This window comes from Bradyrhizobium jicamae (assembly GCF_018130215.1).
GTDB lineage: Bacteria > Pseudomonadota > Alphaproteobacteria > Rhizobiales > Xanthobacteraceae > Bradyrhizobium > Bradyrhizobium jicamae_A.
On record NZ_JAFCKQ010000040.1, the window covers coordinates 36,189 to 50,810 of the forward strand.

Sequence of the window (14,622 nt, forward strand, 5' to 3'; positions counted from 1 at the left end):
GCGGCGGGTTTTCGACAGGCGAACCGCCAGAATGTGGGCAGCGCCGGCAGATCTTTGCATAAGCCATTGTCATAAATGGTATTTTCGCAACGGCAACGCGAGCCGAGCGCATCGTCATGCCCCGAAACAGGGGCTCACGGCCCGTTTGAGGCCGATCCCGCGACGCCCGAACCGCGGCGTGAGAACGGGCTGCCACCAAATCACCTTGCCACAATCCCAAACTGCACCTTGCGGCTCAGCGCCCTCTCGGGCATATCGGCGGCATTGGAGACGTGGCCGAGTGGCTGAAGGCGGCGGTTTGCTAAACCGTTATAGGCTTGTAAAGGCCTATCGAGGGTTCGAATCCCTCCGTCTCCGCCAGATTTCGCATTTTCCGAAGGATTATCAAGCGCGACGCGCGCGGTGGCGTCGGAGGCTGTCGGCGGGTCGACTTCCGAACTGGACGCGCTGACCTGTTCGCATGAGGCTGGTCCCGGCAGTTCTTCGACTGCATCGAACTGCCGGGAAAGACCCCACTGCCTTAGCCGGGAGGAAGGTAACCGCCCGGCTTCAGCTGCTTCACCATCTCGAGATTCTTGTCGATCGACGCAAGCAGCTTGTCGAACGCATTTGCAGGAACACTGATCGGCGCACCTCCCGAAACTGCTTCGAGCTCGGCGGTCGACAGGTCACGAATGCTGGTCGTCTTCATCTGTGCTTCCTCTCTGTTGCCGGCGGCTCCATTGCCACCCGGTGCTGGATGGATACGAACTCCAAGCGACGGTCGCTGTGACGTGCGTCACACGCGTAAACAGAGCCATAGTCGGCGCAATAGATCAGCGCGCCGCGAGCGCCGGGGCGTGTCATGCCGACGCTCGCCCGCTTGTTGCAGAACTCCACAGCTCCCTGATCCAGCTCGTGGCTGCCGCCACGCGGTCGCCGATCGGTGGAGCGATGATCTTTACCCTCGCCCTCTTTCACCGTTTGATCGATGATCCGACGGGGACCCCGGAAGCGCCTTTCATCCATCGACACAGTCAACTGCGGGAGAATACGAGCAATGATCATTCGTTCGTGGCGGGCCTTCGCCGGCTCCGATGACGTCCTCGCGGCGTATACGGATCACCTCAGGAAGACGACGTTTGTCGAAATGGCGGAACTGCCCGGTCATCTCGGTGCAACCCTGGCTCGAAAGGTGAAAGGGACTGACAACGAACTCGTCGTCATGAGTTTCTGGCAAGACATGTCGTCGGCCGGCCACTTCATGAAGGGCGATTTCGACGACGCTGTCGTCAAGCCGAGTACCCAGAAGCTGCTCAAATCCTATGATTTGAAAGTCGAGTATTTCGAGACGCTGGTGTCAACGGGTGTCGTCGGAGGACATGACATCGCCGCCGGATAGGGCAACAACACAAGCCTAGTAGCGAATGGTGCGCCTCGTCGTCGATCACGCGCTCCCATTGCGGCTCGATGCTCAAGCCGCCTGCCGGCGTTAATCGTTCAGTCATTTTCGAACTCTAGGGTCCCGTTGCGGACCCTTGTGACTCGTGCCGCGTTCAACGAGTCGCACTATGTCCAGAAACACCCTCAGCATACTGATTGTCGCCTTCGCCCTCGCCGGCTGCGCGTCGACGCCCGCGATCAGGCCAGGCGAGTTCGCCTGGGACGGACTGGGCCGAGACCCCAATCATCCGGCCGCCGTCACCAGGCCCCATGTGAAGGAGAAAACCGTCCTCGCCAGCGATCCGAACAGTCAGCGCGAGAAGGTGCTCGCTACCTTGCGGCCGTATTCCGCAGCATGGTGGGCTGTGCACGACGAGATCGAAGCCGAGAACGATCGATTGATACGCTCAAAACTCGTGATCTGTCGCGGCTGCCTTGAACGCGCGTCGGCGCAAGACATCACCGGATCGATACCCTGAATCAGCGAGCACGCGACGCGGGTGCGGAGGTCGTCCCGGACATTCCGCGAGGCAGGCTACGAGATCGAGGCCGCCGGCAAGGCGGCCTCCGGCATCGCTGACGCGCAATCTCGATGAACGAGCGCCGTCCCCGCGCCTCGCCTGGCGTTACCCGCAATAGGCGGGATCGACTGGAGCGTATTGTCCCGACGGATAGCGATAATAGCAGGAGCCCTGCGACCAATAGTATCCGGGCCGCCGCGTCGCCTGAGCACCCACGATCGCGCCGGCCGTCGCGCCTGTGACCGCGCCGACGGCCGCACCAACGGGCCTGCCCGAAATAAGACCGCCGAGCAGTCCACCCACGACGGCACCTCCGACGATGCTCGCGGCAGGGTCCGGCGCTGGCGGCGGCGGAGGTGGCGGCGCGTAAGCACCAGCGGGCGGCGGGTATCCTCCAGGCGGCGGATAGCCGTCGGCCACGGGCGGCCCATCGGGACCGCCGGCGTCATCGTAAACCTCGACGTCGGAGACGTAGGCGGGCGGTCCTTCCATCGGCTGCGGGTAGAAGTACCAGACGCCGCCCACATCCCACCACCAGCCCATGCGTCCATTATGCATCTCGTGGCGCCAGCGGCCGCCCTCCCAGGCGAGACGACCGTGATACGCGTGTCCGCCGAAATTGCGAGCGGGCAAGGCGCCATGCGCAAATCTCGCGTCATGCGGTCCCCTTCCCGGCGCGGGCCGGGCGGGCGCCGGTCTCGCAGCGTGAGGAGCCGCCCCGCCCGGCGCCATGTGTTCCTGCGCCTGCGCCGGCAGCGAAAATAGCGCGAGGGCTGACAACACAATGCCACAGCGCCCGAACGTATTCATGTGAGACCCCCTCGAAAAGCTGGCCGCGTTTGCTGCGGACTCTCGCAGGGTCCGTGAGTCTTGTCTCGTTACAAATCTGTCAGACCAAAGCCGTCGAGACCGGGCAAAGGCAGGTCGATCACCTGCAGCACCGGGCCGGAATGCGACATTTTTCTTACACGCAACGTGGCTATCGTCCCCGCCCGAGCCGCCGAGAGGGCGAGGCCATGAAGCAATATTTGACCGTCGGGCTGGCCGTCATCGCGGGAGCCGCCCTTATCGAGGTGGCGCTCGTTCCGGGAGTTCTGATCGGCGGCGCCGCCATGCTCGCGCCGAGCTACCTGCCCGGCTTGCGTCGGCGGAAGCGAAAGTCCGGGACAAAGCCGCGCAGGGAAACAGCGCCCGCGGCGTCTTTGCTGAGCAGGCTTCCGGTCAGGCCGCCGTCGATCAGGCTGCTGCCGAAGCTCGCGCTGGGGCAGACGGTCGCGAAGACCATTACATTCCGGATCATCGTCACGAGCCTCGACTTCACCACGAATTACCTGGTGATCGGCGAGCTCGCTACCGCGGCCGGTCTTTCATCCTTCAACCTGGTGGCCGGCCCGCTGTTCTATCTCGCCCATGAAACCGCCTGGAACTACTTCAAGTCCTCCGACACCGCGGTCGAGCCGGGCCCGCTTGACTCATCCGCAGGAGACGCACGATCAGCCGGCGACACCGGCACCACGATCAGCCGCGCGCTGGCCAAGACGATCACCTACCGGGCGATCGCAACCGTGGTGGACTTCACCACCAACTATGCGGTGGTGCGCAACGTCGCCGAAGCAAAGATCCTGTCGGCCTCTGGCTTCATCCTCGGCCCGTTTGTTTATTTCGGCCATGAGAAGACCTGGGAATATTTCACGTCGAGAGCCGCGCGGGCGCCCGACGAGCCGATGCAGACCCGCCTCCTGCCGGCGCCGGGCTGATCTCGCTGCTTGCTCGCGCTATCTCTGGAAGCAGGCACGCATCTGCGGATTCCAGACGAAGTCCGCGGGACATCGGGGACGCGGCCGGGCTCCAGCCGGGCATTCATTCCTGACCTGCGCTCCGGTCCCCCAGCCATCGACGACGCACGCGCCGTAGACCGTCGCGTGGCAGCCGGGCCCGCATCCTTCGAACGCAGCAGCCGAGCCCGCGCCCAGCATCAGCATCGCGACTGCCGTCACCAGAACTTTCATGTGAGCCTCCCTGCCCGCTGAGCCGGCGCCGAAGCCTCGACGCGCCGTTCGAACAGGCCGTCAACGGTGCAGGTGCCGATCGAGTTCCAGGCCTTGCGTCTACGGACGTCAGACGCCTCCGTGCGTCGAGCGCCGGCAATGTTCAGCTATCTGTCGGCATGGGCCGATTGCGCGATCGGCCCGAGGATCCACTCCCTGAATGCGACGATCTTCGGAAGCCCTTGCCTGTTGTCGGGGCAGACGAGGTAATACGCGAACTCCTCCATCTGCGCAGTCTCCAGCAATTGGACCAACTGGCCGCCGGCGATTTCATTCGCAACCATCGCCGCCGGCAGCAGGCCAGTCCCCTGTCCCGAAAGCACGGCGGTCAGAAGCAGACCAGTGTCGTCGAATGACGGCCCGCGCGGCGCACGAACCTCGTCGACGCCGTTGCTCTGAAACCACAGGCTCCAGCCCTTCCGATCGGCATCATGCACCTGCGGCCAGCGCGCGAGATCGGACGGTGATGTCGGGCGCCCGAGGCGCGCGACGAGTGATGGCGCTGCGACCGCCACCATCTCGACCGTGACGACACGGTCGCTGCGCAGGCCCGGATAGCGGCCGAGACCATGGCGCACCGCGACGTCGATGCCGCTGCGCGAAAAATCGACCAGCGCGCTGCTCGTGACGATCTGCAGATCGATCTCGGGATGTGCGTCCTGAAACGATGCGAGGCGCGGCACCAGCCAGGCCGACGCAAAGAACGGCGTGACGCTGACGGTGAGCGTGCCGACGTCGGTCGACGCAGCGACGCGGCGCGACGCCTCCGCGATCTGCCGAAACGCATTGCGGATCGACGGCAGATAATCGCGGCCGGCGTCGGTGAGATAGATGCCACGCGGCACGCGCTCGAACAGTTTGATGCCGAGATGGCTCTCGAGCGTCTTCAGCATCTGGCTCACGGCACCCGGCGTCACGCAAAGCTCCTCGGCCGCGAGTTTCACCGACAGATGGCGAGCGGCGGATTCGAATGCCTTGAGGGCATTGAGGGGTGGAAGCCGGTCATTCACGATTTAGATTTTCTAACTCCAATTGCGCAGAATTTCTCGTTTGCGAACCTCATGTTTCGTTAGCATATCTGGCACATCTGAGCCTCGTCAACGCCGGGCGACGGCATCGGAAGATTAGATTATCTACTTCATATGAGGGGCGCCTGCATGAGCAGCCTGGCGGATCGGATCAACGCGTCGCAGGCGGGCAGCCTGCCCGGAGTGCTGGAGTTTCAATGGCTCGAAGTCGAGACGGGTCGCGTGCGCGGCCGCTTCGACGTCACTGCAAAGCACTTCTCGCCGCACGGCTATCTGCATGGCGCAACCATCGTCGCACTGGCCGACAGCGCGTGCGGGTTCGGCTGCCTCGCCTCGCTGCCCGAGGGCGCTCACGGCTTCGCCACCGGTGAGCTGAAGACCAACTTCATCGGCACCACGCGCGAAGGACAAGTGAGCTGCGAGGCGCGCCTCGTCCATTCCGGACGCACGACCCAGGTCTGGGACGCCGAGATCCGCAGCGAAGCCACGGGACGGAGCATCGCGCTGTTTCGCTGCACGCAGATGCTGCTCTATCCGCACGGCGATGCCGCACGCCGCACGCCAACACCAGAACAATCGCAGGGAAGCTTGCCGTGATCACTGACCCTCCAAAGACAAGACTGTTCTACGGCTGGTTTGTCGTGGCGGCCGCCTTCGTCGTGACCTTCATCGGCTTCGGCAGCGCCTACACATTCTCGTCGTTCGTGGATTCCCTGCAACGCGATTTCGGCGCCTCGCGCGGCTCGGTGTCGCTGGTATTCTCCTTTGCGGGCTTCCTCTATTTCGGCCTCGGCATGATCTCGGGTCCCCTCGCCGATCGCTGGGGCGCGCGCAATCTCGGTGCCCTCGGGATGGTGCTGGTCGGACTTGGCCTTGGCCTCGCAAGCCAGGCCCAGACCATCGTGCAGGTCTACGCCGCCTACAGTATCGGCATCGGGGCCGGCGTCGGCTGCGCCTACGTCCCGACACTCGGCGCGGTGCAACGCTTCTTCGTCAAGCGGCGTGGATTTGCCTCGGGGCTGGCCGTCAGCGGGATTGGTGTCGGCACGCTGGTGATGCCGCCGCTCGCGACCTGGCTGATCGCAACGCTTGGCTGGCGGGATGCCTATCTCGTACTCGGCATCGGCGCCGCCGCGATCGGCGTCGGATCATCGCTCCTGATCGCGGATGATCCGCGTCGCTTTGGCACCGGACCGGACGGCGATCCGCTCGACGCGCGCGCAGCCGCACCGACACGTCAGGGTGTCTCGATCCGCGAGGCGGTGCGGACAGCGCGCTTTGCCGGGCTCTATGCAGCTTGCCTGATCAGCGCATTCGGGGTGTTCGTCCCGTTCGTGCATCTCGTGCCCTACGCCGTCGACCATCAGGTGACGCCAGGTGTCGCGGTGCTATTGCTCGGGATGATCGGCATCGGCAGCACCGCGGGTCGCTTCTTCCTCGGCGGCATCGCCGACCGGGTCGGCCGCGATACGTTCCTCGTCGCGATGTACATCGGGATGGCTGTCTCGCTCGCGATCTGGGCCGGAGCCGGCGGGTTCCGGTCGCTCGCGGTCTTCGCGTTGCTGTTCGGCTTGTTCTACGGCGGCTGGGTCGCGATCCTGCCGGCCGTCGTCACCGATCATTTCGGCGGCCGCAACGTCGGCGGCATCATCGGCATCCTCTACACCAGCGTCGCGATCGGGACGCTGCTGGGCCCGAGCGCAGCCGGTTTCGCCTTCGACATCAGCCACAGCTACTTCATCCCGGTGGCGATCAGCGCGGCTGCCAATGCGGTCGCCGCACTCATCGCGGCCGCCACGATGCGAAGCCGCTCGCCGGTCGTTTCGCTCGCGCTGAATGACCTCTGAGGTAATCGACCCGCCCCCGCGCGACGCCCAGACTTGCCACAACAGGCAGTTCATGAAGACCGGAACCCGCGCAATGGCCGTCACCTACCTGATCAAATTCAACGTCGTCCCGGATCAGCGGAGCCGCTTCCTCGCACTTCTGCAAGACGTGCTCGACGCAATGCGATCCGAACCCATGTTTCATGAGGCGGTACTGCATTGCGATCCGGCATCGGATTGCCGTTTCATGCTCTACGAGACGTGGGAGGATCACGACGACGTCTTGCAGGTGCAGCTTCAACGGCCGTATCGGCAGGCGTGGCACGAAGCGTTGCCCGCGCTGCTCCGCTGCATTGCCGCCTCGATCAGCGGCTTCGGAACGACATCTGGAATAACCACTGAGCCGCGCTCTGCGAAGGTGCGCAACTGGTGCCGAGCGGGCGTCCGGGGACGTTCACGGCCGGGATATTCCTGACCGACCAGACGGCGACCGATATGGGCAATCTCTGGGTCTGGCCCGGCTCGCACTACGTCGCGGCGTCGTATCTGCGTCAGCATGGATCCGACGCGCTGTTCGATATCGAGCACCCGACCTACCCGATGGCCTCACCGGAACAGGTGTTGGGACGGGCCGGCGACCTCTTCATCGGGCACTACTTGCTCGGCCACAATATGGGTGGAAACACGTCCGAGGTGGTCCGACGCGTCGTCTATTTCCGTCTTCATGCGGAAGACCATCGCGCCAGATGGCGGGACTGTGTGCAGGATCCGCTGCTGGAATTTGAGCCCGCGCGGATCTCGCTTGACCGCGTAAGGTGACGATCCATCGGACAGGGGGGCGTGCGTTGGCTCGCCCTTTTTCCTCAACGCTATGTCTGACGCGCTGGGCACGCCGTTCAGTGCGTCGTCATCCAGGCACGGGCTTCGCGCTGGGCGGTCGAGATCTCGGCATCCGACATCTGCTCGGCGACCTCACGACGCATCGCGATCGCATCGGTGCGGCCCTTTAGGGCAGCAAGGTTGAACCATTTGTGCGCCGCGACGAGGTTGACGACGCCGGAGCGGCCGCTCGCCCAGTACAGACCACGTTCGAACAGCACGTCCTGGATCGCAGTCGCTGCAACCGGAATGGCCGTATCCTGATCGATGAACCCCTGAAACACTGTCGCAACTCCCCATTTTGTTGTTGGCCACCCTCCCCCGAGCGCGGCCCCCATCCACTGTTAGATCGCCTGTCTGTCTCCGCGCTGATCTTGGGATCATGCGCCGCGCCGATCCGCTGGATCAGCGCCCGCCGCTTGCCGGCTTGTTGAGGCGATCATGGCCCAGCAAATTTGAAGAGCGGTTTAAGTATCGCGATGAACGGGATGTAAATTCGGGATATGGATGGCGTTTCCAGGAATCACAGAAGTGCCTGTGCCGCAGGCATTTTTCTGCATTCGTGAACGCTCGTTTACCCCATCGTTTCGGACAACGATAACCATCGCGGGCAAAGACGGACGCCGTGCGGGCCGGTTACGGCTGCGAACTCACGGGTTCGATCTCGACGGTGGGGTCGCATGGTCGGGTCCCGGGTTCCCGACGGGACCAACCGGCGCGCTAGCAAAGACGGAGCCATCAGGCTCCGCAAGCAAAGACGGAGCCATCAGGCTCGCCGACGATGGGGACTAGCTGTTGGGAAAACGGGCGCCAAGCGCGGACCGCGCGGGCCGCCGGAACGAGGGCGTCGGCGAACACGTCAGGGCCAGATCTCACTTGGGCATTTGCGCCGGTGAAATTGCGGAGCCGCATGGAATCCGCACCGAACGAAGAAAACTCTCGTTTCTTCTGCCGGACCGGTTTGGGAAGAGCGAGCCCCCTTTCAGGAGCGAAGTCTGCCGAAATACGATCCAGCCGTTTGACCTGATGTCTCGCCGACACCCTCTTTCGTCAACCAGAGCCGCCGGGGTTTGCCTCTCGGCAGTTCGTCCAGTGGCTCTCGTGACGTGCCGGCATCAAGCTGCCGGCGAACCTCTCGAGACGAGAGGCTTACTTCTTCTTCTTGGCGACCTTGCGGGTCTTCTTCGCAGTCTTCTTCACTGCGGACTTCGCCTTCTTCGCCTTCTTAGCCTTCTTAGCCATGTTGCCCTCCAGTATGTGAGATGGCTCTACTTCGCTGCGCGCACTCGGGAATCGAGATGCACGACATCCCGAATACACCAACACGTCGAAAAAAACAGTGTCCAGCTTAAGGAAGTGTTGACGCAGTGATGCCCCGTCACGCAGCGCGCGTCGTCGAGCAAATCGATGATGCGTTCGCGCGACAATCCAAGAAGTGCCGACGCCGCCGACATCAGCATTTGTCAACATCGCAGGAAACATCTTTATTTAAGGCATTTCCTGAATTCGCATTCGATTGATCGGCGCGCGAGCGTCATCACGCTGAGTCGACGGCGCCGCCGAAAAATCTGACGTCGCGATCTCCGAGTCGCGATTTTTGGCAACGAAAAAAATTTCGTGGGTAACCCCCGTTCGTCGCCTCAGTGGCGGCCAAAAGCCGGCTTTTGGCCGAATCGACCGCCGCGCGATTCGACGGCGGCGACGACCGACGGGGCGTTCCAAGCGCCGCCGCGGCGCGTTCAACATGAACGCGATGCCGCCGTGGAGACGATGTGCGCATCGTCTCCGTGTGCGCTCAGATGCCGAGCTTGGACTTCAGGAGGTCGTTGACGGCCTGTGGGTTCGCCTTGCCGCCTGACGATTTCATCACCTGGCCGACGAACCAGCCGATCAGTTGCGGCTTCGCCTTGGCCTGCGTGACCTTGTCCGGATTGGCTGCGATGATGTCGTCGACCACCTTCTCGATCGCGCCGAGGTCGGTGACCTGCTTCATACCGCGAGCCTCGACGAGCGCGCGCGGATCACCGCCCTCCTGCCAGACGATCTCGAACAAGTCCTTGGCGATCTTGCCGGAAATCGTTCCCTCGCCGATCAGATCGACGATCGCGGAAAGCTGCTCCGCCGACACCGGCGAGGCGGCGATGTCGCGGCTCTCCTTGTTCAATCGCCCGAACAGCTCGTTGATCACCCAGTTGGCGGCGAGCTTGCCGTCGCGCATCCTGTCGCCGAGACCTGACAGCACCGTCTCGTAGAAGTCGGCGCTCTCGCGCTCGGCCACCAGGACGCTGGCGTCGTAGGGCGACAGGCCGTAGCCCGTAATAAAACGGGACTTCTTCTGGTCCGGCAGTTCCGGCAGATGCGCCTTGAGATCGTCGACGAAAGCCTGGCTGAACTCGAGCGGAAGCAGATCGGGATCGGGGAAATAGCGGTAGTCGTGCGCCTCTTCCTTCGAGCGCATCGAGCGCGTCTCGCCCTTGTTCGGATCGAACAGCCGGGTCTCCTGGTCGATTGTGCCGCCGTCCTCGATGATCTCGATCTGACGCCGCGCCTCGTACTCGATCGCCTGGCCGATGAAGTTGACCGAGTTCATGTTCTTGATTTCACAGCGGGTGCCGAGCGGACCGCCCGGCTTGCGCACCGACACGTTGACGTCGGCGCGCAGGTTGCCCTTTTCCATGTCGCCGTCGCAGGTGCCGAGATAGCGCAGGATCGAGCGCAGCTTGGTGACGTAGGCCTTGGCCTGCTCGGCATCGCGGATGTCGGGCTTGGAGACGATCTCCATCAGCGCGACGCCACAGCGGTTGAGGTCGACATAGGACAGCGTCGGTGACTGGTCGTGCAGCAACTTGCCGGCATCCTGCTCCAGATGCAGCCGCTCGATGCCGACCGTGACGCTGCGGCCGCCGGTGAGCTCGAGTTCGACCTCGCCTTCGCCGACGATCGGCGATTGGTACTGGCTGATCTGGTAGCCCTGCGGGGAATCCGGATAGAAATAGTTCTTGCGGTCGAACACCGAGCGCAGATTGATCTTGGCATTCAGCCCGAGACCGGTGCGCACCGCCTGGCGGACGCATTCCTCGTTGATCACCGGCAGCATGCCCGGCATCGCGGCGTCGACCAGCGAGACATGGCTGTTCGGCTCGCCGCCGAACTCGGTGGAGGCGCCCGAGAACAGTTTCGAGTTCGAGGTAACCTGGGCGTGGACCTCCATCCCGATCACGACTTCCCAGTCGCCGGTCGCGCCTTTGATCAGTTTATGGGGTGCGGCAGGAGCATTCATGGGTCTGATTTTCCGGATGAGGCTTATCTGGGGTCGGTTGGGCTTCGCGCAACCGACCGCCTCAGTCAAGCCGGATCGGAGCCCGGTCGGGAGCCGTTCAGAGCCCGCGGCGAAACGACTGATAGGCCTTGCTGATGCGGAGCGCGTCCGCGCCGCCCGCGACGAGCTGGTCGACCTGCTCGGCGGGCAGCGAAAGCCGTGTCGGGATGGCATTGAGGAGGCCGGCGCGCTCGGGACCGAGCTGCTCGAAGCTCAGCCGCTCGATGTAGAACGAGACGTCACTGCATTTCCAGTTGGCGCCGACACCGAGCCGGGAGCGCTCCGCGGCCGACAAGCCGCAGCGCCAACGCCTCAGCTTGCCGTTCCAGTCATTGGCCAGCGCCGTGAAGGCTGCATAGCTCGAGCGCACGCTGGAATCGATCGCGGTATCGGCTGCCGCGGACACCAGCTCGACGCCGTTCGGCCCTTCGAGGGTCTGCACGAAGTCGCCGGTGATGCCGCGGCCGGCATCGACCACCAGGAACAGGATGCGGCGCAGTTTAACTGCCTGCCGCTCGCTCAGCGGCTCATATGGCCGTTGTGCCGCGAGCAGCGCGATGCTGATGCCCGACAGCCCGTAATTGTCGACCAGCCCGCCATCGAGCAGCTTCACGTATTTCATCGAGCCGTCGCGGTAGCGCGCCTGGGCCTCTGCATAGGAACGCAGCAGCGGCTGCGCGTTGGGATCCTTGCGCACCTGGTCGAGCCAGCGCGGCAGCGGCGCGGCGCAGCCGCCGGGATAGGTTTCCAGCACGATCGGCGCGAACGCCAGCGGCACCGCGGCCGAGGCCGCAACGGCTTCGGCGACACGATAGGATCGGATGTCGCTGCACAGCGCGTCGAAGGACGTCTTGCCGAACACGAAGGACGTGCGGTTGTAGATGTCGGACGCGTTGATCCAGACCCGCGGCCGGCGTTCGTCGGGCAGCGCATCGAAGCGCGCGCCATCGAACAGATTGTGGTCGAGCCAGTCGGTGAACTGGCTGTCGTTGACGCCGCCACCGAGCGCACGTCCGATATTGCCGAGCGAGATCCGGGTCTTCAGCCCCTCCTCGGCGTTGCGCAGCAGGAAGCGCTCGCGGAAATCATCGAGCGCCGCGCGCCGCTTCAGGCCGAAATAGGCCGCGGTGATCGAGCCCCCGGAGACGCCGGACACGAAGTCGACGCGGTCGAGCAATGTCTTTGTGCCGGAGACGCCGGAGCGCGCGCGATCGAGCTCCTGCAATACGCCGAAGGAGAACGCCGCCGCGCGCGTGCCGCCGCCGGAGAACGACAGCGCGAGCAGCACATCATCCTGGTAGTCCGGAAGGTCACTCGCGCTACCGGTGTCGGCGAGCGCGGCGCCGAGCGGCACATTGCCGGGCAGATTGTAGACGGTCGCGCACCCCGCGAGGCCCGCCGCCAGTACGGCCACCAGCATCGCCGACAGCCATCCCCCACTACCCAACCCACGCACGAAATACTCTCTAGCCGCCGGCCCCCGCCTGGTTCCATCAGCGTATCACGGCCAATCTGGGCGGCGGCATGGCGGAAGAAACACGGTTAACGGTCACGGTGCCGCCGCACCGGCGTTCACGGGCGATGCGTCAGCAGCGCGGCGACGATCCGCTCCCATTCCGCCTCGAGCGTATCGCTCGCGACCGGCTGCCCGGCGCGCCGATACCAGTAGCCGGCGTTGCCGAGATCGCCCTCGACCCGATGCAGATAGGCATGCACCCAGGCGGAACTGGCGTCGTCCTCGTCCTGGACGATCCTGTGCGCCTGAGCCCAATCGCCCTTGGCAGCCCACCACAGCGCTGCAAGCGGCGGCGACAGCGTCCTGTCAGGCGCGGCCTCGGCGAGACTGGCGCGGAAATCCGCCATCGCTCACCACCATCTCGCCGGCGTGAAGCGGCCCGCCGCCTGCTCGATGATGGCGCCGAGCGAGAACAGCGTTTCCTCGTCGAACGGACGGCCGATCAATTGCAGGCCGAGCGGCAGGTCTTGCGCGTCCCTGCCTGCGGGCACCGCGATGCCCGGGAGGCCCGCCATGTTGACCGTCACCGTGAAGATGTCGTTGAGATACATCTCGACCGGATCGGCGCCGCCCTTCTCGCCGATGCCGAACGCCGCCGACGGGGTCGCAGGCGTCAGGATCGCGTGCACGCCCTTGGCGAAGCAATCCTCGAAGTCCTTCTTGATCAGCGTGCGCACCTTCTGCGCGCGCAGGTAATAGGCATCGTAATAGCCGGCCGACAGCACATAGGTGCCTATCATCACGCGGCGACGCACCTCGGCGCCGAAGCCCTCGGCGCGGGTCTTCTCGTACATCTCGATGATGTTCCTCGCAGGCTCGCGCAGGCCGTAGCGCACGCCGTCATAGCGCGCCAGGTTCGACGATGCCTCCGCGGGCGCCACGATGTAGTAGGCCGGCAGCGCGTATTTGGTGTGCGGCAGCGACACCTCGACGAGTTCGGCGCCGGCGGCCTTCAGCCACTCCGCGCCCTCGCTCCAGAGCTTCTCGATCTCGCCCGGCATGCCGTCGAGGCGATATTCCCTGGGGATGCCGATCCTCATGCCCTTCACGGACTTGCCGATCGCGGCCTCGTAATCCGGCACCGGCACGTCGGCCGACGTCGTGTCCTTCGGATCGTGGCCCGCCATCGAGCGCATCAGGATCGCCGCGTCGCGCACGCTGCGCGCGATCGGTCCGGCCTGGTCGAGCGAGGACGCGAACGCCACGATGCCCCAGCGCGAGCAGCGGCCGTAGGTCGGCTTGATGCCGACGGTCGCGGTGAACGCGGCCGGCTGGCGGATCGAGCCGCCGGTGTCGGTCGCGGTCGCGCCCATGCACAGCATCGCCGCCACGGCCGAGGCGGAGCCCCCGGAGGAGCCGCCCGGCACCAGATCGGTGTTGGAGCCCGCGCGCCGCCACGGGTTCGCAACCGGACCGAAGCACGAGGTCTCGTTCGACGAGCCCATCGCGAATTCGTCATTGTTGAGCTTGCCGAGCAGCACCGCTCCGTCGCGCCATAGCTGCGAGGTGATGGTCGACTCGTAAGACGGGATGAAATTGCCGAGGATCCTCGAGCACGCCGTGGTCCTGATGTCGCGGGTCGCGAACAGATCCTTGATGCCGAGCGGGATGCCGGCGAGCGGGCCGCCCTCGCCCTTCGCGATCGCTTCATCCGCCGCCCGCGCCATCTCGCGCGCGCGGTCCGGCGTCTCGAGCACATAGGCATTGAGCAGGCGCGCCGCCTCCATCGCCTTCAGATGGGCGTCGGTGAGTTCACGCGCGGTGAACGCCTTGTTCGCCAGGCCCTGGCGGGCCTCGGCGATCGTCAGTGATGTCAAATCAGTCATTTATTGATCGGGCTGCAGAAGAACGGAGACAGGGTCTTGTCGTTGGCGGGGTCGTCCTGCCGTGCCTTGGCATTCTCCCTGGCGCGCGCCGCGTCGAGCGCCTCGAGTTGATCGAGCACGGCGTCGATCGCCTCATTGGGATCGGCGACCTTCCCCTTGCGCTCCATCGCGTCGAGGAAGTCCATATAGGCCTTGTAGGCCTTCTCATCGTCGCAGAGCAGACACATCGGACTTACC

The 14,622-nt window shown here is 64.5% G+C and carries 18 protein-coding genes and 1 tRNA gene; 8 read left to right on the plus strand and 11 right to left on the minus strand.

Annotation, left to right across the window (positions count from 1 at the left end; all coding sequences use genetic code 11):
- Window positions 1-266 precede the first annotated feature (266 nt).
- Window positions 267-360: transfer RNA gene (locus JQ586_RS30655), tRNA-Ser, on the plus strand.
- A gap of 160 nt (window positions 361-520) precedes the next feature.
- On the opposite strand, the gene JQ586_RS30660 is transcribed toward JQ586_RS30655, so the two are convergent.
- Window positions 521-691: a hypothetical protein gene (locus tag JQ586_RS30660; protein WP_212398366.1), complete on the minus strand. Its 171-nt coding sequence runs from the start codon at window positions 689-691 to the stop codon at window positions 521-523.
- Window positions 688-1,047, minus strand: a complete 360-nt coding sequence (locus JQ586_RS30665; protein WP_212398367.1) for a hypothetical protein — start codon at window positions 1,045-1,047, stop codon at window positions 688-690. The genes JQ586_RS30660 and JQ586_RS30665 overlap by 4 nt, the downstream gene beginning before the upstream one ends.
- Here JQ586_RS30665 and JQ586_RS30670 point away from each other — a divergent pair.
- Entirely contained in the window at window positions 1,040-1,381 is a 342-nt protein-coding gene (locus JQ586_RS30670) for a hypothetical protein (protein WP_212398368.1), read from the plus strand. The two genes, JQ586_RS30665 and JQ586_RS30670, sit on opposite strands and share 8 nt — an antisense overlap.
- Before the next feature lie 169 nt (window positions 1,382-1,550).
- Complete coding sequence (locus JQ586_RS30675) at window positions 1,551-1,901, plus strand: hypothetical protein (RefSeq protein ID WP_212398369.1); 351 nt, start codon at window positions 1,551-1,553, stop codon at window positions 1,899-1,901.
- A gap of 147 nt (window positions 1,902-2,048) precedes the next feature.
- Here JQ586_RS30675 and JQ586_RS30680 read toward each other — a convergent pair whose 3' ends face one another.
- Window positions 2,049-2,576, minus strand: a complete 528-nt coding sequence (locus JQ586_RS30680) for a glycine zipper domain-containing protein (protein ID WP_409334490.1) — start codon at window positions 2,574-2,576, stop codon at window positions 2,049-2,051.
- A 383-nt stretch (window positions 2,577-2,959) separates the two neighbouring features.
- On the opposite strand from JQ586_RS30680, the gene JQ586_RS30685 reads away from it, so the two are divergent.
- Window positions 2,960-3,700: a DUF2061 domain-containing protein gene (locus JQ586_RS30685; RefSeq protein ID WP_212398371.1), complete on the plus strand. Its 741-nt coding sequence runs from the start codon at window positions 2,960-2,962 to the stop codon at window positions 3,698-3,700.
- Window positions 3,701-3,718: 18 nt separating this feature from the next.
- Here JQ586_RS30685 and JQ586_RS41635 read toward each other — a convergent pair whose 3' ends face one another.
- Window positions 3,719-3,952, minus strand: a complete 234-nt coding sequence (locus JQ586_RS41635; RefSeq protein ID WP_409334491.1) for a GCG_CRPN prefix-to-repeats domain-containing protein — start codon at window positions 3,950-3,952, stop codon at window positions 3,719-3,721.
- Window positions 3,953-4,098: 146 nt separating this feature from the next.
- Window positions 4,099-5,001, minus strand: coding sequence for a transcriptional regulator GcvA (gcvA, locus tag JQ586_RS30690; protein ID WP_212398372.1), 903 nt, complete (start codon window positions 4,999-5,001; stop codon window positions 4,099-4,101).
- Between the two features lie 147 nt (window positions 5,002-5,148).
- On the opposite strand from gcvA, the gene JQ586_RS30695 reads away from it, so the two are divergent.
- The 4 genes from JQ586_RS30695 (at window position 5,149) to JQ586_RS30710 (ending at window position 7,664) form a co-directional block, all read left to right on the plus strand.
- Window positions 5,149-5,616, plus strand: a complete 468-nt coding sequence (locus tag JQ586_RS30695; RefSeq protein ID WP_249148393.1) for a PaaI family thioesterase — start codon at window positions 5,149-5,151, stop codon at window positions 5,614-5,616.
- Entirely contained in the window at window positions 5,613-6,866 is a 1,254-nt protein-coding gene (locus JQ586_RS30700; protein ID WP_212398374.1) for an MFS transporter, read from the plus strand. The genes JQ586_RS30695 and JQ586_RS30700 overlap by 4 nt, the downstream gene beginning before the upstream one ends.
- 73 nt (window positions 6,867-6,939) lie before the next feature.
- A complete protein-coding gene (locus tag JQ586_RS30705; protein ID WP_212398375.1) occupies window positions 6,940-7,320 on the plus strand; it encodes a putative quinol monooxygenase in 381 nt (126 codons plus the stop codon).
- 20 nt (window positions 7,321-7,340) lie between these two features.
- Window positions 7,341-7,664, plus strand: a complete 324-nt coding sequence (locus JQ586_RS30710) for a phytanoyl-CoA dioxygenase family protein (protein WP_249148395.1) — start codon at window positions 7,341-7,343, stop codon at window positions 7,662-7,664.
- Between the two features lie 77 nt (window positions 7,665-7,741).
- On the opposite strand, the gene JQ586_RS30715 is transcribed toward JQ586_RS30710, so the two are convergent.
- From JQ586_RS30715 to JQ586_RS30740, 6 genes are all read right to left on the minus strand, one after another.
- On the minus strand, window positions 7,742-8,008 hold the full coding sequence (locus tag JQ586_RS30715; protein ID WP_212398377.1) for a hypothetical protein: 267 nt from the start codon (window positions 8,006-8,008) through the stop codon (window positions 7,742-7,744).
- A 1,511-nt stretch (window positions 8,009-9,519) separates the two neighbouring features.
- A complete protein-coding gene (gene gatB / locus JQ586_RS30720; RefSeq protein ID WP_212398378.1) occupies window positions 9,520-11,004 on the minus strand; it encodes an Asp-tRNA(Asn)/Glu-tRNA(Gln) amidotransferase subunit GatB in 1,485 nt (494 codons plus the stop codon).
- Between the two features lie 97 nt (window positions 11,005-11,101).
- The gene (locus tag JQ586_RS30725) at window positions 11,102-12,463 is read right to left on the minus strand and encodes a patatin-like phospholipase family protein (RefSeq protein ID WP_212398403.1); all 1,362 of its coding nucleotides are present in this window, start codon (window positions 12,461-12,463) and stop codon (window positions 11,102-11,104) included.
- Window positions 12,464-12,615: 152 nt separating this feature from the next.
- Entirely contained in the window at window positions 12,616-12,906 is a 291-nt protein-coding gene (locus tag JQ586_RS30730; RefSeq protein WP_212398379.1) for a hypothetical protein, read from the minus strand.
- Window positions 12,907-12,909: 3 nt separating this feature from the next.
- Entirely contained in the window at window positions 12,910-14,385 is a 1,476-nt protein-coding gene (gene gatA / locus JQ586_RS30735) for an Asp-tRNA(Asn)/Glu-tRNA(Gln) amidotransferase subunit GatA (protein WP_212398380.1), read from the minus strand.
- The gene (locus JQ586_RS30740) at window positions 14,382-14,612 is read right to left on the minus strand and encodes a hypothetical protein (RefSeq protein WP_212398381.1); all 231 of its coding nucleotides are present in this window, start codon (window positions 14,610-14,612) and stop codon (window positions 14,382-14,384) included. The genes gatA and JQ586_RS30740 overlap by 4 nt, the downstream gene beginning before the upstream one ends.
- Between the last annotated feature and the right edge of the window lie 10 nt (window positions 14,613-14,622).